Source organism: Parabacteroides chongii (assembly GCF_029581355.1).
In the GTDB taxonomy this organism is placed as follows: Bacteria; Bacteroidota; Bacteroidia; order Bacteroidales; family Tannerellaceae; genus Parabacteroides; species Parabacteroides chongii.
Genome location: NZ_CP120849.1, coordinates 4,481,606 through 4,505,006 on the forward strand (window position 1 = coordinate 4,481,606; position 23,401 = coordinate 4,505,006).

Consider the following 23,401-nt stretch of genomic DNA (forward strand, 5'->3'; position numbering starts at 1 on the left):
TTATGTTATACTATTCGTTTGACGTTACGATATAAACAAAAAAAATGCCAGATAGGTTCTATCTGACATTTTGACTTTATTACCGGAAGAAACGGCTTATTCCTGTTCCTTCTTTTCTACGGATGTTACTATTTTCTGTTCTTCTTTGTTGAAGTCTACAACGATCTTGTCGCCTTCACCTACAGAAGCACGGATGATCAGTTCTGCCATTTCATCTTCCAGGTATTTCTGGATAGCACGTTTCAGTGGACGGGCACCGAACTGTACATCGTAGCCTTTCGTTGCGATGAAGTCTTTTGCCTCATCGGTAAGAACCAATTCGTAACCCAGACCACAAACACGTTTGTAAAGTCCCTGTAACTCAATATCGATGATCTTGTGGATTGCATCTTTATCAAGCTGGTCGAACATGATGATGTCGTCGACACGATTCAAGAATTCCGGAGCGAACGCCTTGTTCAACGCTTTCTGAATTACGCTGCGTGAGAAATCCTTATCCGGTTCACCGGCAGCCTGCGAACTGAATCCGACACCACGACCGAAGTCTTTCAACTGACGTGTTCCGATATTGGAAGTCATGATCAGAATAGTGTTCTTAAAGTCGATCCGTCTGCCAAGACTGTCAGTCAAGCGACCTTCGTCGAGTACCTGCAACAACAGGTTGAATACATCGGGATGCGCTTTTTCGATCTCATCCAGCAATACGACAGAGTAGGGTTTACGACGAACTTTTTCTGTTAACTGACCACCTTCTTCATAACCTACGTATCCCGGAGGTGCACCGATCAGGCGGGAAACCGCGAACTTTTCAAGATATTCACTCATGTCGATACGAACCAAAGCATCTGCCGAGTCAAACAGGTATTCTGCTAACTTCTTGGCAAGGTGAGTTTTACCTACACCTGTCGGACCTAAGAACATAAAGGTACCGATCGGCTTGTTCGGATCTTTCAGACCGACACGGTTACGCTGGATCGCTTTTACGATCTTCTGAACGGCATCGTCCTGGCCGACTACCTGCTTTTTCAGGTTCTCTGCCATTTCCAGCAGTTTCAGGTTTTCAGCTTTAGCGATACGCTGAACGGGAACGCCTGACATCATGGCTACTACTTCGGCAACTTTGTCTTCATCCACTGTTTCGCGGTGCTCCTGCAATTCCTGTTCCCATTTGGCTTTTGCGGCTTCCAACTGCAGCAGATATTGACGCTCTTTATCACGGAAACTTGCGGCCAGTTCGAAATTCTGAGACTTCACGGCTGCCAGTTTTTCTGTTTTTGTATCTTCTATCTTTGCTTCCAGTTCTTCGATGCTTTTCGGAACGGTGATATTAGATATATGTACGCGAGAACCTGCCTCATCCAGGGCGTCGATCGCTTTATCCGGGAAGTTACGGTCGCTGATATAGCGCTCTGTCAGCTTTACACAAGCATCGAGGGCTTCGTCAGTATAGATCACATTGTGATGTTCTTCGTAACGCGGTTTAATATTTTTCAATATCTGCAATGTCTCTTCGGCTGTTGTCGGGTCGACGATCACCTTTTGGAAACGACGTTCCAAAGCTCCGTCTTTCTCGATGTTCTTACGATACTCATCCAAAGTCGTAGCGCCGATACATTGTATTTCACCACGTGCCAGGGCCGGTTTCAGCATGTTGGCCGCATCCATAGAGCCGGAAGCCGATCCTGCACCTACGATCGTATGGATCTCATCGATGAACAGGATGATGTTCGGGTTCTTCGAAAGTTCGTTCAGGATGGCTTTGATGCGTTCCTCAAACTGTCCGCGGTATTTTGTTCCGGCTACGATAGAAGCCATGTCCAGGCTGATCACGCGCTTGTCGAACAATACCCGTGATACCTTTCGCTGGATAATACGTAGGGCAAGTCCTTCTACGATAGCAGATTTACCAACTCCCGGTTCACCGATCAGTACCGGATTGTTCTTTTTACGACGGCTTAATATCTGTGCCAGACGTTCGATCTCTTTTTCACGACCGACGATCGGGTCCAACCTATTCTCGGCAGCAGCACGTGTCATATCTGTACCGAAATTGTCCAGTACAGGTGTATCGTTTGGCGACTTCGGTTGTGCGGCTCCGGTTCCGGAAGAGGAGCGGGGAGACTCTTTGCGGGAAGAGAAGTCTTCATCTTCGTCGTCTTCATCATCTGTGTAACCGTCGCTGATCTCGTCGATCTCTTCCAGCTCTTCCATGCGGTTCATGTCGGTTCCGCCAACCAGGTTGTTGTATACGTTACGATAGTTTATACCGGCTTCGCTCAGTGCTTTGGCGGCTACGTTGAACTCTTCTTTCAGGATGGCCAACAACAAATGTTCCGTGCCGGTCTCGTCTGTCTTGAACAAACGGGATTCCAACATGCTCATACGTAAAACACGTTCTGTTGTCTTACTGATCGCTATATCATGCAGTTCGGCCTCTTCTGTCTCAAATGTATTTTTGATCTCCTGCTCAATTCTTCTCTTTATATCGAATACGTCGGCATGCAAATCACGCAATAACTGCATGGCTTTACCTTCACCGTCGCGGATGATACCAAGCATTAAGTGTTCCGGCCCGATATAGCTGTTTTGAAGCCTGGCGGCCTCTTCGCGGCTATATTCTATAACGTCAATAAGCCTTTTCGAATAATTATTTTTCATATTAAAATGAATCCTTCTCTTTATAAATAATGTATGTGAATACAAAGTTAGTAAACTCTCTCTATATATCTAACAAAATTCATGCCATTATTCCTAAGAAAAATGAAGAAAGTGCTTAAATATCCTTATTAAGCTCCTTGTCTATCCGGTAAAAGTACGGCAGAAGAATAGTGTTTCACTAGGGTGAAACAGTTGTTTCTCCTAGATGAAACACTTGTTCCATTAGGATGAAACACTTTTTTGAAAAAAGAGCTGTTTCCCCCGGATGCGGAATAAAAACATTTTTTTCAGCATAAAAACTTTCGTGATACAGGGAAAAGCCTTACCTTAGTGCACTTTTTAAAAGATGAGATATTGAGTGTAATTAATATAAAACTAAATGGTTGATCAAGACAGAATTATTAAGATTAACATCGAGGAGGAAATGAAATCGGCATACATTGACTATTCAATGTCTGTCATCGTTTCACGTGCCCTTCCGGATGTTAGGGATGGTTTTAAACCGGTTCATCGTCGTATTTTGTTTGGAATGAATGAATTGGGAAATACATCCGACAAACCTTATAAAAAATCTGCGAGAATTGTTGGTGAAGTTTTAGGTAAATATCATCCACATGGCGACTCGTCCGTCTATTTCGCAATGGTTCGTATGGCACAGACATGGTCTATGCGTTATACATTGGTCGATGGACAAGGTAACTTTGGTTCTGTGGACGGTGACAGTCCTGCCGCTATGCGTTACACGGAGGCAAGATTAAGTAAGCTTGCCGAGGAAATGCTCCGGGACATCGAGAAGGATACAGTAGATTTTCAGCTGAACTTTGATGATACGCTGAAAGAACCGACTGTGTTGCCGACCCGTATTCCTAATCTGCTGGTAAATGGAGGTTCGGGTATTGCTGTTGGTATGGCTACAAATATGCCGACACACAATTTGACCGAAGTACTTGACGGATGTATTGCCTATATCGACGCTCGTGGAGATATTGACGTAGAAGGATTGATGCAATATATCAAAGCTCCTGACTTTCCGACCGGTGCAACGATCTACGGATATGCCGGCGTAAAAGAAGCTTTTGAAACCGGTAGAGGACGTATCATCCTCCGTGGTAAAGCAGAGATTGAAGTAGAAAACAATCACGAGAAGATTGTTATTACCGAAATTCCTTATCTTGTTAATAAGGCTGAATTGATCAAGTATATAGCTGATCTGGTAAACGATAAACGTATTGACGGTATTTCCAACGTGAACGATGAATCCGACCGTAACGGTATGCGTATTGTCGTCGATGTGAAACGTGATGCCAACTCTGGTGTTGTACTGAATAAATTGTATAAGCTGACTGCACTGCAATCTTCTTTCAGTGTAAACAATATCGCTTTGGTCAACGGTCGTCCGAGACAGTTGAACTTGAAAGATATGATCAAGGCTTTTATCGAACATCGGCATGAAGTTGTTATCCGTCGTACACGTTTCGAACTGAAGAAAGCGGAAGAAAGAGCGCATATCCTGGAAGGTTTGATCATTGCCTCAGACAATATCGACGAAGTAATCGCTATCATCAAATCATCGAAAAGCCCGAATGAGGCTATCGAACGTTTGATGGAACGTTTCTCGCTGTCTGATATTCAGGCACGTGCCATTGTTGAAATGAGACTTCGCCAGTTGACCGGACTGGAACAGGATAAACTGCGTGCGGAATACGAAGAAATAGAGAAGTTGATCGCCCGTTTAAAAGAAATTCTTGAAAACGAGGATGTTCGTATGGACGTTATCAAAGGAGAACTGGAAGAAGTAAAAGAAAAGTTTGGCGATGAGCGTAAAACGGATATCGTATATGCTTCCGAAGAACTGAATCCGGAAGATTTCTATGCGGATGATGAAATGATCATCACCATTTCTCACATGGGATACATCAAGCGTACGCCACTGAGCGAATTCCGTGCCCAGGGACGTGGCGGAGTAGGAGCAAAGGGATCGGTAACACGTGACGAAGACTTCGTAGAATATATCTATCCGGCATCCATGCATGCAACCTTGCTGATATTTACGGCAAAAGGTAAATGTTATTGGCTGAAAGTATACGAAATACCTGAAGGAGCTAAGAATGCGAAGGGTAGAGCTATCCAGAATTTATTGAATATCGAACCGGATGATAAAGTAAATGCTTTTATCCGTGTAAAGAAACTGACAACTGATACCGAATTTATCAATTCACATTATCTGTTGTTCTGTACCAAGAAAGGTGTTATCAAGAAAACATTGCTTGAAGCATATTCACGTCCGCGCCAGAATGGTGTAAACGCCATCACATTGCGTGAAGACGACGGCTTGATCGAAGTTTGTTTGACAAACGGCAATAATGAAGTGCTGATTGCAAACCGTAATGGACGTGCTATACGTTTCCATGAAAGTGCTGTTCGTGTAATGGGACGTACAGCATCCGGAGTAAGGGGTATGACATTGGATGACGATCCTGCCGATGAAGTTGTAGGAATGGTATGTATCAAAGACAAGGAAGCCGATACGGTATTAGTTGTTTCTGAGCAGGGTTACGGAAAACGTTCGGTTGTGGAAGATTACCGTATGACGAACCGTGGCGGTAAAGGTGTTAAGACGCTCAACATTACAGATAAGACAGGTAAACTTGTTGCCATTAAAAATGTTACAGTAGAAAATGATATCATGATCATCAACAAGTCCGGTATTGCTATTCGTATGAAAGTTACCGACTTGAACGTTATCGGACGTGCAACGCAAGGTGTACGCCTGATCAACTTAGGTAAACGTAACGATGAAATAGCCTCGGTATGTAAGGTATTATCCGAACCGGATGAGCAGGAGGTGGATGACGAAAACGCTGAACTGGATGCTCAGAATGAGAATAATGAAAAATTAACCGGGTTTGGAGGATCTGAAGATATCGCAAATGATACTGAAGAGACAACAAATGAATAATTTAAACAAATAGAAATATTAATCTCAAATTACTATCACAATGAAACGATTATTGTTAACAGTTGCATTATGTGTTGCAGCATCTTCTGCCTCTTTCGCTCAAAAGAAAGCCGTTAAAGAAGCACAGGGTATTGCAAAAGGAGACAAGGCTGACTTTACTGAAGCAAGAGCCTTAATCAAAGGAGCCATGGAAAATCCTGAATCAAAGGATGATGCTCAAACATGGTATGTTGCAGGTTTTATCGAAGATCAGCAGTTTAGTGCAGAAAGAACAAAACAGATTTTGGGACAGCAGCCGAACGAACCGGTTATGTATGATGCATTGATCGCTATCCTTCCTTATTTCAAGAAAGCTTACGAACTGGATCAATTACCTAATGAAAAAGGTAAAATCAAACCTAAATATACAAAAGACATCAAGAGTATCTTGAGTGCTGATCATGTATATTATTTCAACGGTGGTGCTTACTATTTCGATCAGAAAGATTATAAGAAAGCTTATGATTTCTTTAATCAGTATCTGGAAATCTCTGAATTACCCATGTTTGAAGGAACTCAGACTGCAGAGAAAGACTCTACTTTCATGACAGTTCAGTTCTATGCTGCTGTAGCTGCAACTCAGCTGGGTGATTCTCCTACAGCTATCAAAGCTTTGAGCCGTGCTAAAGACACAGATTTCAGACAGAATGATGTTTATCAGTATCTGGCTTATGAATATCAACAGGCAGGTGATTCTGTAAATCACATAAAAACATTGGAAGAAGGTTTGGTAAAATTTCCGAATGAAGACTTTTATCTGATGAGTTTGATCGATACATATGTTCGTTCAGGTCAGAATGAAAAGGCTATCGAAAATCTGACAACAGCTATTGCTAAGAATCCGGAGAACGGACAGCTTTATCATGTGATGGGTATCGTTTATGAAACAGGTTTGAAAGATTATGCAAAGGCTGAAGAATTCTTCAAGAAAGCATTGGAAATCAATCCGGAATCAGCTGAATCTTTGTCTAGCTTAGGTCGTGTATATTACAACCAGGGTGTAAACAAACAAGGTGAGGCTAATATGATCAATGATAGTAAGAAATATCAGGAAGAATTAGCTGTAGCTAAAGATCTTTTCAAAAAAGCTCTTCCTTATTTTCAGAAAGCTCACGAATTAAAACCTGATGAATCAGAATATATGATTGCTTTAAGAGGTATCTATTATAATCTGAACATGGGTCCGGAACTGGAAGCTATCGAAGCTGAAATGAACAAATAATAATCATTTTATTATATAAAAAATAGCCGTCTCACAATCGAGACGGCTATTTTTTTGTCCGTGTATCTCCAGACTATCGTATTTTCCATGCGTTTCAAATTCAAGAAAATAGGCAAGAGATAGAGATTTCAAATATTTCTATTAAACATAATGGTGATTATAAAAAGTAGTAGTGAAAGTATATTATATTGATAAAGTGTAAAACAACGAATTATACTATATAAAAAATCCGTATATAACTTCACAGTTACATACGGACCAAACAAATAACAAACTCTACTTATATGAAAAAACAAATACTACTAACATAATTATTACAGAATCTTTCTTCTAAGCTCTGTGTATCATTATAACAATGATAAGGTTTATTTAGTTCTGACTACTAACTAATTTTCTGTTATTTTTTCCTGCTTATTTCAAGCATATATACAGAACTATTTTCGTCAAAGAACTATATTTTATACGCTATTATAACAAAATGTCATTTATATATGTTTTGCTTCCGTATGCTAATAAAAGCTAAAAAGGCATATGTCGTATCAGGTAAGATACGACATATGCCTTTTTGCGTTGTATTTGTTCGTTTTTAAATAAATGCGATATGCATATCCCTATACCTGTTAATCTGACAATTAACAAGGTTTTCCTTTGCTATCATCTCACAATCTTCTATATCCATGCCGTTTTCAGGAACACTCCAATACCACAACATAGGTACTTGATTTTCTCTTTTTGTTGTTTCCATTTTTCTCCTTTTTAAATTCAACTTCATACATAAGACAGAAAAAAAGAAAATACCCCTATCATCTTCCTTAATTATTTAGAGATTTTCTTTAATCAAGAGCTACAATGTTTTTAATTGAGCTATTAATATATTTTATCAATCTTCTTTGCAGCATTTTCAAACTCTTATCCATCTTCTTTCATATAAACAATTAATAATTTAGTGATATAAGCTATGAAGACGTTGAGATTATTTTTAATGGCCACAGGCGTTTTGTTTACTTCTCTGACTTTTCAGTCATGTTTAGATGATAATGATGACTATCATTATGGATATATGATTCCAAACGCACTAGTGACAGTGAAGCCGGTTAGTGATAATTCATTTTTCCTGCAATTGGATGACACAACAACCTTGCTACCTGCAAATATAACCTCCTCTCCTTTTGGGAATAAGGAAGTTAGAGCATTAGTTAATTTCAGTGAAGTGAACGAACCTAGCGAAGGTTATAGCAAAGCTGTTCATATCAATTGGATAGACAGTATATTAACTAAGCAAACTGCTCCGGATTTGGGAGTCGATAATGACTCTGTATATGGAGCTGATCCTGTTGAAATGATTAAAGATTGGGTGACAATAGCAGAAGATGGTTATCTGACACTTTGTTTCAGAACATTATGGGGAGATCGTAATAAGGCTCATTTCGTAAATTTATTGGTAAACCAGGATCCTGCTAATCCTTATGAGGTAGAATTCCGCCACAATGCTTATGGAGATGTTTACGGTGCTGAAGGTGATGGATTAGTCGCGTTCAAACTGGACAGTCTGCCTGACACACAAGGTAAAACCGTTAAACTGAAATTAAAATGGAAATCATTTAGCGGAGAAAAATCTGCAGAGTTCGATTATTGTACACGTAAGTCAACTCCTTCCAACAAGTCTGGAATTGGTGAAGAAAGAAGTGTTTTGAATCTGAAATAACTTTTTCTCACTATGGTATAGAAAAAAGGCATCTGCAATACGGATGCCTTTTTCTTTTACGGAACTATTATGATTATGAAAGATTCAGAACGACAGTCTCATTGTACAGCGAACTCCTTTTGTTTGAATACCTGGATGATCACGATAATTCAAACGCCATACATAATCAATACGAAGGAACTGAAAGATATTTTCAACACCTACACTAGCTTCCATATAAGGAGTTTTGCCCAATGTATAAGAACCATAAGGGAAAAGATACAGTCCCTCCCTCCCTTTCGCAGGATTATTCTTATCTGTCAGATGTCCCCACAAACCGCGAAAAGCAAAGACTTCTCTTGCTTTTAACTTCTTGATAAGGGGAAGACGGTTCAGGAGATTTCCATTCATATAATATGTTAAATCCCAGGATGCATACTCATCATTGATGAATTCCATCGCATTCATATTCGTATAGGCTTCCGGCTGAATAGTATAGGATAGATTGGCATTCGGCAGGATCAATAACGGATATGGAACTTTGGTCCACACTTTTCCTGCTTTGGTTATAATATCGAGATAACCGAAAGCCGAGAACCATAAACGTTTCTGAACACCAATATCTGTACGATGATAATCATAAGCTGAGCCTAGCAGGTCTTTTTTGGCCATCACATGGCTGAAATTAAAAATTAGAGCATCGTATGTAATTGGAATACGATTGTTGCGTGTCTGATAAAACTTTTCATTTCTAGCATAACGAAACTTCAGTTCCAGTTCAGTCATATCGTAATGTCTAAGAGAGCTGATGGTTCCGTCTGTGTTGATACGATCGAAAACAGCATATTCTGTGGCATATTCACGACGGTTGCGTACAATTGTATTATATGACAGGCCATTGTAATGTTCATAAGAATAAGTCAACTCAGCTTGACGGAGATACGTAGCCCGTGTATCCTTTTGACGTCTTATTGACAAAAGGATGTTATCTTTACTTGTATACATATATTGTTGTCCTAATTTATTGATATCGTACATATATTCAAAACGGATTGAGTTCAATGGAAATTCTTTGCGGAACTCCTTACGATCATTGAATGAATATTCTACAAGAGCATTGTATTTCAGCTTCTTGTCTTTTGTTCCATATGCCATGTAACCATCGAAAAATAAATTTTTGTTGAATGCCGGTGTCGTTGTTCCTCCTACACGAAAACGGGCACCTTCAATAGAATTACCACTGATTGTTGTATTCATTGGACCAAATTCGAATTTGCTTTTCATTGGGTCTTTATTTGTTGCGATATAGCCAGACACTAGTGTCGAAACAACTTTTTCTGTTACATAAAAAACTGGAACAGAACGAAGTTTCGCCATCAAATTTTTCACCGAGTTTGGATTTTTCTTAGCTGCTTCATCAGGTCGGTTGTCTGTCCAAAAATCTTCTGGCTGCTGATATGCTTCTTTCAAGGTTATAACAGGTGCACTTTCTTTAAAGATCCGGGCCTGTTCAGCATCAGGTTCCTCAAAGGATTGATTGCTGTAAATATTCAACCGTCGTGCATACATTCCCTTAGTTTTCTCATTTAACTTAAAGTTCACACTGATATCGTCTTTTGTGATAATACGAGTACCATCCGGTATACGTTCGAAAGCCTGCTCGATTGTCATTCTGGATACAAAATTCAGGTTGATGTCTTTAGGCACATTGAATATTGCTTTCTGAACAAAAAAGGTAGAATCAAGTGTCACGTAAAGATGACCGGTAAAACCAAATGTTTCTGAATTGAAGGGTACAAAACCCAGATCCACGCATTTTTGCCCGCTCACATCCAGTGTATCGAGTAAATAGTATTTATAATAGTTCGGTCCAATCGTAGAAAGCGGACTTACAAATCTCTGCAGAAATAAAGGTATATCATTTTTGAAAATATCGACTTCCCGGAACACTTCATTCAGAAATTGCTGAATACCGTCGCGGGAAAAAACTTCATCTACTCCGGATGATTTGTTACCTTTCACAATAAATTTCTCTGACTTCGGATTTTTGCGATAATAAACCGTTCCGACTTTTTCTTTTTCAGAAACAGGAAGAATAGTCGTACCTATATCCAACGTGTCAATAAAATCAATCAGAAAATCAAATTTTCCAGTCTTACCGTTCTTTTTAGGTTTTGGAGTATAATCATTCATTGCAAAGATCATTTTTTCATACTGGTCGTACCGGAAATAGTCATGATTGCGAGGATTATTGCTTTCCCGCAAAGCAATCACCTGCTTCACAAATTCGACAGCCGGATTTTCTTTTTTACTGTATCTTTCCTTTTGGGGTTTGATAACCACTTCATTCAATATAATTCCGTTCGGAGCCAATTGTATTTTTAAGTCATTTGTTTTTCCCAAAGCAATTTTCACCTCTTTCGGGTCATATCCCAGATACGATACTTCCAGTATCCGAGCTGAAATTACAGTTGAGAATGAAAAATTCCCATCACCATCGGTAGCTGTTCCTATAGTCGTACCCTTGAATATGAGAGAGACATAAGGTAGTCCTTCTCCAGTAATTGAATCGATTACGATACCCTTTATTGTCGTATTCTGAGCATTTATTTCCCAGACGAAGAACAAGGATATCAGCAAAAAAACAATCTTTTTTCCCATTACAACATCCTATCATCAATTTCTACTTTACCCCTAAACAAAACATTACAAAAGTACGACAGTCTCTTTTTTATCGAGTGTCCCGAAATACGCGTATAATATTCTATTGAGAACATAGTTCTTTGCAGAATTTTTCATGTTTGAAACGCATGTGATAATAGATCGCTGTCATTATGACAATCTCAAAAAAGAAGTAAATCCATGGTAAATCAATCAAGCAAGTAATATATAATACGATGGCACGAGTATTGAACGTAAGAATGTTAGTCCATTTCATCATCGGTAGTGAAAGTGAGCGAAACTTGTCACGGAAAGATTGTGGAATATTCTCTGTTGTTCCATATTTTTCACGAAGCTTTTCCATCAACAATTGAAAGTTCGGAGTTCGTATTTCCTGATTTTTGGTATAACCTACATAGGTTTTTAGAAATACTTTCCAAAGTAAGTTTCCCTTCCAGGGTGTTTCATTGTATATTTTTTGCTGCTGGATCGAGCTATCAAGTTCGCTACCTGACTCCCCTTTTAGGAAAAAGAGGTGGATCTGCCGATAATAGTCGGCAAGCCCACATTGACGGCTGTGGCAACCAAAACCGGAGTACAGCGCCAATACAAAGAGTATCAATGTAATGATCAGCGTATTCTGTTGATTGTTCTCAATACCCAAAAGGCTAAACTCAAGTTCGTGATGAATATAGAACCGATAGACGAGACCAAGATAGATAGGAATAAACCATACCTCACTGGCAGCTCCGTCGAGAATCCGTCCGAGTTGGGTTTTCTTTCCCGTCATACGGGCCAATTGCCCGTCTGCACTGTCGTAGAAGTTAGCCCAGGCCAATAATAATATGGCTATTACATTACACAATAATCCATTCATTCCCTCTGTTCGGTAAGAACCTTGTGCAAAGAAGAAAGCAGATCCTGTACCGATGATCATTGAAAGAACTGTTACTGTATTTGGGTGAATATCCAGTCGTTTGAAGAAAAGTGCCCATTGATAACCTATGGGACGTGTCCAAACGGTATCGAGCCATTCTTCTGTATCATTGGACTTATAAGTGGATTTGACATTTTCTGTCATAAATTTATTCGATTTTGATTCATTATTTATTACAATATCATTCATACCTACTTCAGGTATTTATCCTGCCATTTTTGATAATAATCAGGTTTGTCTACCATTAATTTTCCCTTAGGATCGATAAACAGCTGTACGGTACTTCCAACGGCACATAGTATATGGTCATGTTCACGATATATCTCATAACTGTAATCAAGCCGTGCTCCCGGCTTGTAGATATAAAGCGTATGCACGATGGCCGTTTCATTTATGGCAAGGGGCGCATAATATTTGATATGGATATCATAAATGGGCGCATAAATATTGGCATGTTGCATGTCTGCATAGCCTATACCTGGATAATGTCGTCCGAATGATTCACGTCCATCCTCAAAATAGGTAACATATGTCCCATGCCAGACCCTTTTCATAGAGTCTATCTCGCTGAATTTCACCTGTACGCGACAAATATCTTTAAGTATAAAGTCCTCCATTGATTGAAATTATATTGCCAGTAATGTAGCCGGCGTTTTTTGATGCTAAAAATCCTACAGCTTCAGCAACTTCTTCAGGAGTTCCAAAGCGATGAGCAGGAATCGTTTTTTTCAAGGTTTCCTCGTCGAGTCCCTCTACCATATCTGTCTTGATAAAACCTGGTGCAACAACATTGACTGTTACATTTTTACGTGCAACCTCCTGGGCCAGAGCTTTTGTAGCTGCAATAATTCCTCCCTTTGCCGCAGAGTAGTTAGTCTGTCCGGGCATTCCCTTGATACCGCTTACGCTTGCCATATTTATGATGCGACCGAATCTATGAACTAGCATAGATTGTAGTAGCGGCTGTGTCACATTGTAGAAACCATTAAGTGTGATGTCGAGTACACAGCTCCAGTCCTCTTCTGGCATGAACGCCATAACATTGTCACGACGTATGCCCGCATTATTCACCAGTACTTCGATATATTCTTCTGTATGGGCCATCTCCCAGGAGTCGAGAGCTTCACGGGTTTGCTGAAGGTTACTCACATCGAACTTGAGCATTTCACCATCCTGCCCTGCTTGTCGTACCAGTTCAAGTGTCTTTTCAGCTTCTGTTGCGTTGTTTACGTAATTAATAATGATGTGATAGCCCATTTGGGCCAGTTTCACACAGACAGCACGACCAATCCCGCGACTGCCTCCGGTTACTAATGCATACTTCATTGTTATATTTCTTTTTGGTTCTTTACTATATTCCATATATGTTCTTTTCCCAGTATCTCCGCACAGGTAAAGAGTGTTGTCATTGTTACGCCATGCAGACCGTGCAGCATAAGATTCTGCCCAGTCAGGTACAAGTTTGAAATAGGTGTACGCGGTGAGAGCAAGGTTATCACCGGATCCCTGTAATCTTTACGTAGACCATAAGCAGATCCCTCCGGAGTTAGAGTGTAATCGCGGTAAGTGAGCGGTGTACTGGTATAGTAGCCGGTGATCATATCCCGGAGTCCGGGTATGAACTTTTCAGCAAGTGTGATACATTCATCGGCAACACGTTTCTTCATTGCTTTATATTCATTTCCACGACATCCGACCTTTGTGTGATTCCACTGTTCACACTTATCCCAGGTCATCGGCGTGAGCAAATCCAACTGTTGTAGGTATTCACTGCCATCTTCCGGAATCCGGCAGCTTATCAGTATTCCATTGACCGGACCATCTTCAAGATAGAATGTCCATACATTAGGTTGTTTATAAACATATTGGTTCCAGTTGAAGTATTTAAGACTTTGGCCTTTGAGACAAAGCGATACGGTAAACATACCGAAAGTATTTTCCATACTAGCCAGGCGATTACGATAGATTTTTTTCATCCTATCGCTTTGTTTTACTAAATTACAAGTTGCTGCAGGATGAACATTACTGATGAAAATGCTCCCCTCGTAAGTTTCACCATTAGAACATATAGCATAGACGAGTTTTCCGTTTTTTTCCACTAACTCCTGTACCTCGGTATTACAAATGATCTTGCCGCCATATTTACGGATATCATTAACCAATGAGTTTACGATCAGTGAACCATCGCCTTTCAATCGCCAGCTACTTTCGATGAAGCTACTGTTACCATGAGCGAAAGTAAACAACGGAAGTGATTCTTTTCGTAATTCCATTTTCAGAGAAGTGCCGCTGAGTATGTTTATAAGTAACGGATCATGAAATGTCTCTGTTAAATAGTGATAAGCACTTGTTTCAAAAAGATTGAAAAACTGTGATGGTTTACTGATTTGGGGGTTCAATGCATCAAACTGATGTTTTTCTGCCTGTTTCAGCATATTTACATATTTATTCAGACCATCCCGTTCGGTAGGAAAATCAGCAGCCAATGTCTTGGCAAACATATCATATCCTTCTGCAAAAGCAAAGGTACGCTCCCCTATTGTCACCCGGTCAAAGTGAGGATCAAGGCGTTGCCAAGGAAGATGTAACAAGCCCAAATGTCTGAAAGCTAAATGGAGTGACTGGCCTTCGTCGAGTCCTCCTACATAATGGAACCCGGTGTCGAAAGCTATACCATGCCGTTTGTAGCTAAGAAGGCAGCCACCGGCTTGTGTTCCTCTCTCAAGCAAAAGGACGCTCATTCCGGCTTGTGAAAGAATGTGGGCACATTCCAATCCCCCCAATCCGCTGCCTATGATAATTACATCGTATTTCATTTCGTATTCTTACTGCTGAGTTCTGTCAATAATCATATCTCCTTTGTACTCTATGTATGTTCTGTCCGTATCAACTATTGTTGCAGTGATGGTAAATCCATTGTCTGTAAGTGAGATACCTATTGTCACATTCACTTCCGGACAAACGACAGGTGAAGCAACTGCTGTTAAACGGCATTGCTTAATAGTACTGATCAACAGTTTTTCACCAGTCAACAACATTGCACATTCTTTGATGGTTTGAATGTTACAAACTCCTGGACAGACCGGATTATCAGGGAAATGGCCGCGATAAACATCACAATCGGACAAAAAGACGATGCGGAAAACTGCGTTCAATTCTTTATTGCATATGTCGGTTATTTTATAATATTTATTCTCTAACAGCATGTCAAATATGTAATTCAATTATTTTGCCTAATGAAAATCTTCATTTGCGTATCAGCGATTATCTCATCTTGAAGGCGAGTTTCACCGGTGATGATGGTCACCCCTGCTATTTCTGTTCCAAGAATAATTGTTGTACGCAATTCTGCTCCTATATACGGACGGCGATAACAATGAAATTTTTTTATTTCACCGATGTAACCTACAGGAGGAACAATAGCTCCTGCAGTTATTGCCTTGTGCCCTGCAAAGGCCGAAGCCGACTGAGCAATATGTTCTATAAGCCCTGACTCCGCCAGCAGACCGTCTTCATCTATAAAATAATTGTCGTACCTGACTGTGAGCGTAGTTACGGCTGCATCACCGTTCACATCCAGTACTTTATCGACCATTATGATAGGATCACGTTGCGGTATCAGCCTCTTTATATCTTTATTATCCATTCTGCCCGAAGTGCGATTCTATGTAGTCATAGAGATTATTGAAAGTCTGAATTTCCCGCAAATCAGTTGCCGGTATTTTTATTTTATAGGTTTGTTGAATGATAGCCACAAGATCCACCAGGCTGAGACTGTCTAGCGAGAGCGTATCCTTAACATTTGCATCCGGTGTAAAAAGGTTAGAATCGACTTCAAATTCTTCTGCCAATATAGCATTTACCTGTTTGATAATGTCTTCACGTGTCATAATAATCTATTTTATTTGTTTATTATAAGTTTTTTACAATAAGGGTTGAGTTTGTTCCACCAAATCCGAACGAATTGGAAAGGAATATGTCGAAATGTTTTTCGTATGTTTCCGGTACGACATTGATGGAAGCCATTTTTTCGTCGGGATTTTCAAAGTTGATGTTTCCGGCTATAAAACCGTTCTTCATCATTAGCATCGAATAAATCAATTCACTGGCTCCGGCCATCCACATCTCGTGACCTGTCTGGCTTTTGGTAGAAGTCACCGGCACTTTGTAATCGTCAAATATTTGTGCTATGGCAGATGCTTCCCTGAGATCACCAATACGTGTCGAAGTGGCATGCGCATTGATATAACCTATCTGGCGTGTAGTTATACCTCCATTCTTCAGGCATAATTCCAATGAACGAGCGGGACCGGCTACATTCGGAGTAGAGATATGATCTCCGTTACCAGAGAATCCCCAACTTACTATTTCTGCAAGTATTGGTGCACCTCGTTTCACAGCATGTTCGTAACTTTCGAGTATTACCGTTGCAGCACCTCCTCCTGGAACCAAACCATCGCGGTCACGATCGAACGGACGGCAGGCTTTCGCCGGTTCGTCTTCCCGCATGGAGAACGACTGAATACCATCGAACGAAGCAACACTGTATAAATTGGCCTCCTGAGCACCCCCACATATGATGCAATCCTGTAAGCCACTGCATATGAGGGTCTGTGCCAAACCTATTGCCTGCGAACCGGAAGCACAAGCCGCTGAGGCTGTCAGATTGATACCGCGTAGTTTAAACAGGCAGGCAAGATTCATTGACACAGTGGAGTTCATAGACTGGAAAATGGCACCACTTCCACAAGCTGATGTATCTTTGAACTCACGAAACTTGTCTAGTGCATGCATAGTCGCTTCAGCAACAGAATCGTTTCCATAAATAATACCCACCTCGTGACCATCTATATAGTCTTGATCCAGTTTGGCATTTTCCAAAGCCGAACGTGTCGCCATATAGGCATATTGTGCTTCTTCGGGCATGAACTGTCGCAAATTTCGCGGAAGAAACGGCTTGATGTCAGGTAGTTCTATGTTAGCGCATAAAGCGGAACGAAATCCGGCATCCTTACGTTCCTGTCTAAAGATGATGCCACTCTTCCCATTATACAGCGAATCGCGTACATCTTCAAGTGTCTTTCCCAGGCATGACCATATGCCCATGCCCGTTATCACTACTCTTTTTTCCATATTTTTTTCGTTTATAATTTCTTTTTATAGCATCGCCTTCTTTTGGTAAAAGTGGGATGCAGAGGTTTCCATTGTGTCAGTTCTCTGATGTTATCTTCCAGTTGCGGACCTGTTTCTGCCCACTTAAAGTTACATTTATTATAGATCGGTATAAGATCATCAAAAAACAGTGCATTTACACCTAACCCCTGATAATCCGGACGAACTGCCATTAATAAAAGTTCAGCTTTCTCTTCTCTTTTCCATTTCAAGGACCGAACCAAGTGATACCATCCTGAAGGGAAAAGTTTTCCTTTAGCTTTTTGCAGTGCATGTGACAAACTGCCCATTGTTATTGCTACTCCTACAACTTCACCTTCTTCATTTTCGACAACAGGCAACAATTGTTTATCAACCAAAGGCAGGTATCGTTTAATATATAGATCAATCTGTTTGTCAGATAGTTCAGTATACCCGAAAAGAGGTGCATAAGCAACATTCAATAAGTTAAATACTTTTTTTCCGTACCCATGCTCTGATATATCTGTATTCGTCAACTTCCTGACATGCAATCCGAACATCTCTTTTGCCAGTTTGGCTACGCGAGTATATTTTGGAGGGACCTCTTTCGGTACTTCAATATACACTTGTACCCAGTCTACCTCTTTCTCATAGCCTAAAGCATCCATATGTTCGGGATAATAAGGATAGTTATATATCGCAATCATCGACCCCAACTTATCGAAATCTTCAATGAGCATACCTTCCTTGTCAAAGTCAAAAATACCCATCGGTCCCTGTATATATTCCATCCCCCGTTCTTTACCCCATTGTTCCACTGCTTTTAGTAAAGCGGCTGATACTTCCGGATCATCGATAAATTCAATGAAGCCAAACCTGGCATTTTTTCTTTGCCACTTCTCATTTGCATGGTGATTGATAATACCGGCAATGCGACCTACAGGCTTCCCTCCTTCGTTGTATGCAATGAAAGGTTGTATATCGGTAAACTCCAGTCCTGCATTTTTAGACGGATCAAACGTTTCGCGAATATCCATTTCCAAGTCAGGTACATAGTATTGACAGCCAGCATATAACCTGCCTGGAAACTTCACGAAATCGTCCATTTCGCGTTTTATTCCAACCTTTTTTACATTAACAATTTTCATAATGAGAGTAAATTTATGAAAGGTTTATTTAATTCCAAAGCGAGTAAAAATAGCTGCGACTTATCCACCAATATTGAAGAATTTGAGAATATTTCCGGAAAAGTGCAGGAGATATGAGCTCATTTTTTATATCCTAACTGTTTACGAAACTCTTTAGGAGAACATCCCAAATGTGACTTTACATATTTTCCAAAAAAGGAAATATTGGAAAACTCCAGGTATTCGGATATCTCTTTAATAGACTTATCCGTATGTGTTAGTAAATGCTGAATATCGTCTACGACATATTCATTGATCCAATCCATTGCCGTTCTCCCACTGACTTGTTTACTGACTGTTGAAAGATATTTGGAAGTGACAAATAACCTATCCGCATAATAGTTCAGGGTACGTTGTTTTATTTCACTGTTTACCAGTATTTCTATAAACTTCTTAAATAAGATATCACCTTGTTTCATGGAAGTTGGAATTGATTCAACCGTATTATGATCCAGATCCGCCAACAATTCATAGATTGCTGCTTTCACAAAAGCGGTCATGATCTCTTTATGATAAGGCCGTTGGGGAAGCTTCAGTCTTAAACGTATTATCTCAGAGTACAGAGAAAACAATTGTTGACTATCTTCACCTATACAAATGACTGGATTTTGACTGAACAACAGGAACTTATTCCAAATATCACTTCCATTATGAAGGATATTTTGGACAATCCGGGTAGAAAGGCACACAGCATTACCCTTGAAGTAAGAGATGTTTTCATGATCATATAAAATAATATTAGGTCTGCAAATCAAAACTTCATGCGGGTGTAGAGTATAGAATTTGCCATTCAAATTTATATGCATCTTTCCTTCCTGACAAGCCATTATCATAATCATATCTTTCGACAGCTTGATAGATCCGCGTTCCGTCATGTCCTCCAGGTGTTCTATTACAATAATGTCTTTATCGGTATAAGTTATACCCGCATTGATCTTTTCACTGGCATCTACAATATCATTTATACCTACTTGCCGAATTGTATTTTCTCTTTCCATATTTTTCAGATTTTCAACTCTGTGCAAATATAGTCTGATCAAGCTATTCCAATATACTTCATATTCCCCTGAAAGTGTTCTATTTTCCTGATTTTGAGACACTAGAAGCATAACGGAACATTTGTTGCACATTTGAGAACACACAATGCATACATCTTTTCATCAATTTTACAACAAAAAGGAAAAACAGAGATGAGTATGAAAAACACGAATTTACTTATAGATGTCCATCATCATTATAATCCGTTACCATTGTTGTCGCTGGATGAAAAGATAAAGCAAATAGTCATGAAAGAAGAAATACGTTTTCATGATATATCTGAAAGCCTAAAGATGATGGAAACATATGGAATAACTAAAAGTATCCTATCCTATCCGGCAAATTTTCCATTATTATCAGATAAAGAATATGCTATCTTGTGCACCCGTATAAATGAGTATTATGCAGAATTAGTGGATAAGTACTTCTGTCTGGGAGCCTTTGCCTCCCTCCCGGTTTCCCGAAATACGGAAATGATGATACAGGAAATGGAATATGCTTTGGATATATTGCATTTAAACGGCGTTTTATTACCTACTTGTATTTCTGGTATATATCCGGGATGCGATATTTATAACGAATTATACAAGGGGCTGAATGAGCGTAAGGCAACCGTTTTTCTTCATCCTGATGTTTGTATGACAAAGACTGAGAAAACGAATAAACATACTTACGAGTTGATAGCCGAAGTAACCAAAGCGGCATGTGAACTTACATTCAACAGAATTATGCATCGGTATCCCAATATACGTTTTATCCTACCCTATGGAGGTGGAAATGTGTCTTTTTTCTTTCAGGAAATGGAATACGGTATCCTTCATTTAGGGAATTATACTTTCGGTCCATCCAAAAATACGACTAATGGTATAGAATCACACTTAAAAAGCTTACATTACGATACCGTATTTTTTGACCCAACGAATCGGATTGATTATTTAAGAAGATTTGCTGATAAAAATCATATTCTATATGGAAGTGATTATCCTTTTACTTCAATAGATAAAATAGAAAAGAATATGAAAATACTGGAAGTTAGTAAATATGAAGACTATAAAAGCATTATTGAATATTGTAGAAGAAATTCTATGCAAATATAGTCTTTATGTGTGACCGCGACAGGATTCAAACCTGTAACCGGCTGATCCGTAGTCAGCTACTCTATTCAGTTGAGCTACGCGGCCAATCTTTAAGTTTAAACTGTATCTCAGATGGTGACCGCGACAGGATTCAAACCTGTAACCGGCTGATCCGTAGTCAGCTACTCTATTCAGTTGAGCTACGCGGCCAATCTTTGTGTTTAAACTGTAATCTCGAATGGTGACCGCGACAGGATTCAAACCTGTAACCGGCTGATCCGTAGTCAGCTACTCTATTCAGTTGAGCTACGCGGCCATTGTTTCGTGATTGCGAGTGCAAAGGTAGCGATTTCTTTTAAACCTGCAAGGCTTTGCGCTATTTTTTTTCAAATTAATCCAACATTTTTGGATTAAAGATCAGATAACCGATATTCAGCCCGAAGTTGAAATTCTTAGCCGGATAACTATACCCGTTGGCATACAGGCTGATAGATGCAAAAGGCAATTGAAGAACTAGAGCAGCCTCCCCCATATATTTAAATGAATGAAGAAATTTACCATAATAAGGAGCTGCCACATATGGATTTTCACTTTTGACTTCTTTCTTTATTTCATATAATGGTGCAAAACCATATAAGTCCAGCCTGAAATGCAGAAGCTTACTGAATTTATAGATAGGTGAAATTCCGGCAGCAAAATATTGATTCGCCCTGAAAGCTTCGTTGAAAACGATTTTACTATGTGGCGTAGGAGTAAATGCCGGAGCCTGTAAAACCGATGCCGTATAGTTATTCATCAGATTTTTGCTTGACACGACCAATTCCCCCTGGAGTCCCAGATTAAAGCGATTACTTAATACTTCATAATGCTGCCACTCCCCTTTCAGCTGCAACCAACTATGAACTTTTTTCTTGAAGGACCGATTTTCGTTCGTTTGAGATGAAGGATCATAATTCTCCGTTCCTGTGACATACTGTGCAATCAACTGTTGCTTTCGTCCGGATATAGGATACTGTTTTGCATCCAGTGAATTCCGCTCGATACTGAGTGAACCGCTAAATAGATTGTACCAGCCATGATCAAATTTTGAATTTGGGAGCATCATGCTGTTGCTTTGATAATAATAATCATTCAGCTGCCCGTAAGCGAATCCTATTTCTGATTTCGCCCTATTCAGGAATGGAAATCCTAACTTCACTTTTGTATACAGTTCTTTTTGCTGTATAAAGGCCGGCAGAACATCTTCATAGAACAGAGATTGGCTTTCCTGATATCTTTTATCGGAATATACCCCCTCCCAATTAAGATAAGTCGGAATTTTAGTCTGCAAATAAATTCGTCCATTCAGCAATACTCCGCTAAAAGAGTTTCCCACCTGGAAATTGGCATTGACATCCGCAGCAAATCGACCCAGGTATTGATACCCCAGTCCCAAGAATAGTTGGTTTGCCTGATGTGATGAAATATTGCCGCCGAAGCCAACCGTTATCTCTTCTTTCATTTTTACGTCCAGATACAGGTCGAACTTTTTCTCTCTGCGGTTGTAGACCGCATGCGGCATAATCTCCCTGATCTTCGAAGAAGTAAGCATCTTGAAATAAGCCCGCTTAAATTCTTCCATCGAGAAGTCATGATTCATATCACGATGCAACTGCGATTCAATATATTTACGCTGTGATTCGGAAACCCCTGTCACATAGATATTTTGAAAAATCAATGGAGGCAAACTTTCCTTATAAGCAGCCCTTCTCATATTCACTTCTGCAAGCGGTACTCTGCGGGGAACCCTTTGCTTGATTGAATCGATCATACCCATAGTACGTTTATAACCGATATCCATCAGCTCCTTTGCTTTTTGAAAATCCAATAAGGAGACAGTCGGGAAACTGAATTTGATCATCATGCCGTCTTCTTCGGGAACATCATAATCCGTCTTTTGCATGATCATGGTTTCCAACTGGTTGTATGCACTGTTGGATGGTTTATTGTTTCCTCCTGCCACTGTGGAGCCGAAGATGAAATCAGGATGAAAAGCCTCTTTCATCGGACCGACCGGGAAATTATCGTAAATACCGCCGTCAAACAAAGGGACACTATCCTTCCAAATCGGTTGAAAGAAGAAAGGAAAGGTCATGGAAGCACGAACGGCATCCCCTAAGTCTCCATTCTTGAAGATGATTGCTTTCTTATTATAAATATCGGAACCGACACAGCGGAACGGAACGAACAGATTATCAAAATTCCATCCGGCCTTGGCTGTTGCCTGCGAGAAAAGAGCCATAAAAGCCTGATTCATCTGGATCGGATTGATAAGGCTCTGTGGCAAAAAGTTTGCTTTTATCTGCAGGGAGTCGGTCATGTCGATAGAGAAATGACCAAATTCAGGAGTTGGGTCCGGTCGCTTGAAATAATATTTATACTCATTCTCAACCGTTCCCGTCTGCCAGTAACCGAACTCTTCGGACAACATTAATGCCAGCATTTCTTCCGGCGAATATCCCATAGCATACAAACTACCGATAATGGATCCGATAGAAGTACCAGTTATATAGTCGATAGGTATTCCATTTTCTTCCAGCGCTTTTATTACCCCGATATGTGCAGCACCTTTCGCACCTCCTCCACTTAATACCAACCCTACTTTCTGGGCATTGAGCAGTTGCAGGGAGAGCAGAAAAAAGGTTGCCAGAACAGCTACTTTCTTCATAATCACTTTTTCTCTGTTTACATCTTCAAATGTAAAGCTAATTTCTCAAACTACAAGGAGAGTTGATTGTATATTGTGGAAATATTTAGGGGAGTAATTG

At 40.0% G+C, this 23,401-nt stretch carries 18 protein-coding genes and 3 tRNA genes; 4 read left to right on the forward strand and 17 right to left on the reverse strand.

Translation table 11 applies throughout. The features are described from left to right. Nucleotides 1-96 precede the first annotated feature (96 nt). Nucleotides 97-2,658 (reverse strand): ATP-dependent Clp protease ATP-binding subunit, encoded by a 2,562-nt coding sequence (locus P3L47_RS16910; RefSeq protein WP_122359946.1) that lies wholly within the window; start codon nucleotides 2,656-2,658, stop codon nucleotides 97-99. Nucleotides 2,659-3,037: 379 nt separating this feature from the next. Between P3L47_RS16910 and gyrA the strand changes: the two genes are divergently transcribed. Both gyrA and P3L47_RS16920 read left to right on the forward strand, forming a co-directional pair. Continuing rightward, nucleotides 3,038-5,617 carry a DNA gyrase subunit A gene (gene gyrA / locus P3L47_RS16915; protein WP_122359947.1) on the forward strand — a complete coding sequence of 860 codons (2,580 nt, stop codon included), beginning with the start codon at nucleotides 3,038-3,040 and terminating at the stop codon, nucleotides 5,615-5,617. A gap of 40 nt (nucleotides 5,618-5,657) precedes the next feature. Continuing rightward, nucleotides 5,658-6,878 (forward strand): tetratricopeptide repeat protein, encoded by a 1,221-nt coding sequence (locus P3L47_RS16920; RefSeq protein ID WP_122359948.1) that lies wholly within the window; start codon nucleotides 5,658-5,660, stop codon nucleotides 6,876-6,878. A gap of 586 nt (nucleotides 6,879-7,464) precedes the next feature. Here the strand turns inward: P3L47_RS16920 and P3L47_RS16925 are convergent. Continuing rightward, nucleotides 7,465-7,623 (reverse strand): hypothetical protein, encoded by a 159-nt coding sequence (locus tag P3L47_RS16925; protein WP_199715342.1) that lies wholly within the window; start codon nucleotides 7,621-7,623, stop codon nucleotides 7,465-7,467. 213 nt (nucleotides 7,624-7,836) lie between these two features. On the opposite strand from P3L47_RS16925, the gene P3L47_RS16930 reads away from it, so the two are divergent. Continuing rightward, nucleotides 7,837-8,583: a NigD1/NigD2 family lipoprotein gene (locus P3L47_RS16930; protein WP_122359949.1), complete on the forward strand. Its 747-nt coding sequence runs from the start codon at nucleotides 7,837-7,839 to the stop codon at nucleotides 8,581-8,583. Between the two features lie 84 nt (nucleotides 8,584-8,667). On the opposite strand, the gene P3L47_RS16935 is transcribed toward P3L47_RS16930, so the two are convergent. The 11 genes from P3L47_RS16935 to P3L47_RS16985 all read right to left on the reverse strand — a co-directional run bounded on the left by P3L47_RS16935 (nucleotide 8,668) and on the right by P3L47_RS16985 (nucleotide 19,478). After that, nucleotides 8,668-11,223: a DUF5686 and carboxypeptidase-like regulatory domain-containing protein gene (locus P3L47_RS16935; protein WP_277781527.1), complete on the reverse strand. Its 2,556-nt coding sequence runs from the start codon at nucleotides 11,221-11,223 to the stop codon at nucleotides 8,668-8,670. A gap of 103 nt (nucleotides 11,224-11,326) precedes the next feature. Continuing rightward, complete coding sequence (locus tag P3L47_RS16940) at nucleotides 11,327-12,304, reverse strand: CDP-alcohol phosphatidyltransferase family protein (protein ID WP_277781528.1); 978 nt, start codon at nucleotides 12,302-12,304, stop codon at nucleotides 11,327-11,329. 47 nt (nucleotides 12,305-12,351) lie between these two features. After that, nucleotides 12,352-12,777, reverse strand: a complete 426-nt coding sequence (locus tag P3L47_RS16945; RefSeq protein WP_122359951.1) for an acyl-CoA thioesterase — start codon at nucleotides 12,775-12,777, stop codon at nucleotides 12,352-12,354. Continuing rightward, nucleotides 12,758-13,486 carry a flexirubin biosynthesis SDR family reductase FlxB gene (gene flxB / locus P3L47_RS16950; RefSeq protein ID WP_122360486.1) on the reverse strand — a complete coding sequence of 243 codons (729 nt, stop codon included), beginning with the start codon at nucleotides 13,484-13,486 and terminating at the stop codon, nucleotides 12,758-12,760. The genes P3L47_RS16945 and flxB overlap by 20 nt, the downstream gene beginning before the upstream one ends. Before the next feature lie 2 nt (nucleotides 13,487-13,488). Continuing rightward, on the reverse strand, nucleotides 13,489-14,976 hold the full coding sequence (locus P3L47_RS16955) for a phytoene desaturase family protein (protein ID WP_277781529.1): 1,488 nt from the start codon (nucleotides 14,974-14,976) through the stop codon (nucleotides 13,489-13,491). Between the two features lie 9 nt (nucleotides 14,977-14,985). Continuing rightward, a complete protein-coding gene (locus P3L47_RS16960; RefSeq protein ID WP_122359953.1) occupies nucleotides 14,986-15,366 on the reverse strand; it encodes an ApeI family dehydratase in 381 nt (126 codons plus the stop codon). Between the two features lie 14 nt (nucleotides 15,367-15,380). Continuing rightward, a complete protein-coding gene (locus P3L47_RS16965) occupies nucleotides 15,381-15,806 on the reverse strand; it encodes a hotdog family protein (protein WP_122359954.1) in 426 nt (141 codons plus the stop codon). Then, nucleotides 15,799-16,050 (reverse strand): acyl carrier protein, encoded by a 252-nt coding sequence (locus tag P3L47_RS16970; RefSeq protein ID WP_122359955.1) that lies wholly within the window; start codon nucleotides 16,048-16,050, stop codon nucleotides 15,799-15,801. Before P3L47_RS16970 ends, P3L47_RS16965 begins: the two co-directional genes overlap by 8 nt. A 22-nt stretch (nucleotides 16,051-16,072) precedes the next feature. Continuing rightward, on the reverse strand, nucleotides 16,073-17,293 hold the full coding sequence (locus P3L47_RS16975) for a beta-ketoacyl-[acyl-carrier-protein] synthase family protein (protein ID WP_277781530.1): 1,221 nt from the start codon (nucleotides 17,291-17,293) through the stop codon (nucleotides 16,073-16,075). An 11-nt stretch (nucleotides 17,294-17,304) separates the two neighbouring features. Next, nucleotides 17,305-18,441: an N-acetyltransferase gene (locus P3L47_RS16980; protein WP_277781531.1), complete on the reverse strand. Its 1,137-nt coding sequence runs from the start codon at nucleotides 18,439-18,441 to the stop codon at nucleotides 17,305-17,307. Nucleotides 18,442-18,560: 119 nt separating this feature from the next. After that, nucleotides 18,561-19,478: a helix-turn-helix domain-containing protein gene (locus P3L47_RS16985; protein ID WP_277781532.1), complete on the reverse strand. Its 918-nt coding sequence runs from the start codon at nucleotides 19,476-19,478 to the stop codon at nucleotides 18,561-18,563. A 198-nt stretch (nucleotides 19,479-19,676) separates the two neighbouring features. Between P3L47_RS16985 and P3L47_RS16990 the strand changes: the two genes are divergently transcribed. After that, entirely contained in the window at nucleotides 19,677-20,615 is a 939-nt protein-coding gene (locus P3L47_RS16990) for an amidohydrolase family protein (protein WP_277781533.1), read from the forward strand. Nucleotides 20,616-20,625: 10 nt separating this feature from the next. Here the strand turns inward: P3L47_RS16990 and P3L47_RS16995 are convergent. The 4 genes from P3L47_RS16995 to P3L47_RS17010 all read right to left on the reverse strand — a co-directional run bounded on the left by P3L47_RS16995 (nucleotide 20,626) and on the right by P3L47_RS17010 (nucleotide 23,301). Then, nucleotides 20,626-20,699, reverse strand: a tRNA-Arg gene (locus tag P3L47_RS16995). Between the two features lie 28 nt (nucleotides 20,700-20,727). Then, nucleotides 20,728-20,804, reverse strand: a tRNA-Arg gene (locus P3L47_RS17000). Nucleotides 20,805-20,833: 29 nt separating this feature from the next. Next, nucleotides 20,834-20,910 (reverse strand) — tRNA-Arg (locus tag P3L47_RS17005). Between the two features lie 75 nt (nucleotides 20,911-20,985). Then, a complete protein-coding gene (locus tag P3L47_RS17010; RefSeq protein ID WP_122359960.1) occupies nucleotides 20,986-23,301 on the reverse strand; it encodes a patatin-like phospholipase family protein in 2,316 nt (771 codons plus the stop codon). Nucleotides 23,302-23,401 lie beyond the last annotated feature (100 nt).